The organism is Janthinobacterium kumbetense, from assembly GCF_023703445.1.
Lineage (GTDB): Bacteria > Pseudomonadota > Gammaproteobacteria > Burkholderiales > Burkholderiaceae_D > Janthinobacterium > Janthinobacterium kumbetense.
On record NZ_JAMQGR010000029.1, the window covers coordinates 1 to 2021 of the forward strand.

Annotated in this window: 2 protein-coding genes; both read left to right on the forward strand. The window is 64.4% G+C overall.

Translation table 11 applies throughout. From position 1 onward, the window contains the following. On the forward strand, nucleotides 1-1641 hold a 1641-nt coding region (iolD, locus tag NCG91_RS27780), incomplete at its 5' end, for a 3D-(3,5/4)-trihydroxycyclohexane-1,2-dione acylhydrolase (decyclizing) (protein WP_251352081.1). Further along, a partial coding sequence (locus tag NCG91_RS27785) for an IolE/MocC family protein (RefSeq protein ID WP_494337259.1) occupies nucleotides 1638-2021 on the forward strand: 384 nt, incomplete at its 3' end. The genes iolD and NCG91_RS27785, both read left to right, overlap by 4 nt.

The following is a 2021-nucleotide window of genomic DNA, read 5'->3' on the forward strand; positions in this document are numbered from 1 at the left end:
CAGGCGATGGCGCACTCGGCCATTGCGTATGCGAAAGCCCACATGCGCCGGCGCATGCTGGCCGTCACCAGTTCCATCGGCCCCGGCGCCACCAATTTGCTGACGGCCGCCGCGCTGGCCCACGTGAATCGCTTGCCGGTATTGCTGTTGCCCGGCGACGTGTTCGTCTCGCGCGCGCCGGACCCCGTGCTACAGCAGCTGGAAGACGCCGGCGACGGCAGCGTGTCGGTGAATGATGCCTTTAAACCTTTATCGCGCTATTTCGACCGCATCGTGTATCCGGAGCAATTGCTGACGGCCTTGCCGCGCGCCATTGCCGCCTTGACGGACCCGGCCGCCTGCGGTCCCGTCACGTTATCTTTGCCGCAAGACGTGCAAACGATGGCGTATGACTATCCGGCCGACTTTTTCGAGCCGCGCACCGTGCGTTTCCGCGCCATGCCGCCCGTGGAGCAGGAACTGGAAGAGGCGGCCGCCTTGCTGAAACATGCGAAACAGCCGCTGATCGTGGCCGGCGGCGGCGTGCTGTACGGCAAGGCCAGCGCCGCCTTGCAGGCGTTTGCCGAGCGCCACGGCATTCCCGTGGCGGAAACCCAGGCCGGCAAGAGCGCCTTGCCGTGGGGCCATCCGCTGCAGATGGGCGCCATCGGCGTCACCGGCTCGCCCGCTGCGAATGCCCTGGCGGCGCAGGCGGACGTGGTGCTGGCTGTCGGCACGCGCTTGCAGGATTTCACGACGGGCTCGAACTCCCTGTTTGCGCAAGCGCAACTGGTCAGCCTGAACGTCAACGCTTTCGATGCGCTGAAACGCCGTGGCCTGGGCGTGCAGGCGGACGCGACACTTGGCTTGCAGGGCTTGTCGCGGTACTTGCTTAACTGGAATAGCGCGGGCCAGTGGCTGGACCGCGCACAGCAGGCTGGGAACGCATGGCGCGATACCGTCCTGGCCATTACTGGCCAGCGCGAGGTGGCCGGCTTGCCGTATGACGGCGAAGTCATCGGCGCCGTGCAGCGCTCCTCACCGGACTCGACCACCCGCGACATCGTCGTTTGCGCGGCGGGGACGCTGCCGGCCGAGTTGCACAAACTGTGGCGCACCAGCACGCCGGGCGGCTACCACATGGAATACGGCTATTCGTGCATGGGCTATGAAATCGCCGGCGGCCTGGGCGTCAAGATGGCGAAACCGGATGCCGAGGTCATCGTCATGGTGGGCGACGGCAGTTATTTGATGATGAATTCGGAAATCGCCACCTCCGTCATGCTGGACAAAAAACTCATCATCGTCGTGCTCGACAACCGGGGTTACGGCTGCATCAACCGCCTGCAGCAGGCGTGCGGCAACGCGTCATTCAACAATATGTTGCCCGACAGCGCACCCGCCATCGACTTCGCCCTGCATGCACGGTCGCTGGGAGCGCTGTCCGAGCACGTGGCCAATATTCACGAACTGGAACAGGCGATGCTGCGCGCCCGCGCCGCCAGCCGCACCTACTTGATCTGCATCAATACGGACGCCACGCGCACGACCGAGGAGGGCGGTTGCTGGTGGGAAGTGGCCGTACCCGAAGTCTCGACGCAAGCCGGCGTGCAAGCGGCGCGTGCCCGTTATGAACTTGACCGCCAAGGACAACAAAAATGACTACATGGAATGTGAAGATCGGCATCAACCCGATCTCGTGGATGAACGACGATTTACCCAGCCTGGGCGGTGAAACGCCGCTGGAAACAGCCCTCAAGGAAGGCGCCGAGATCGGCTATGTGGGCTTTGAACTGGGCAACAAGTTTCCCAAGGATGCCCCCGCCCTGAACGCCGTGCTGGGAAAATACCATCTCGCCTGCGTGTCCGGCTGGTATTCGGGACGGCTGGCGCAGCGGTCCGTGGAAGAGGAAATTGCCGCCGTCGGGCCGCATCTGCGCTTGCTGGCCGACAGCGGCGCCACCGTCATGGTGTACGGCGAAGTGGCGGACGCGATCCAGGGCGAAGCCCGCCCGTTGTACAAACGTCCGCGCTTCCAGTCG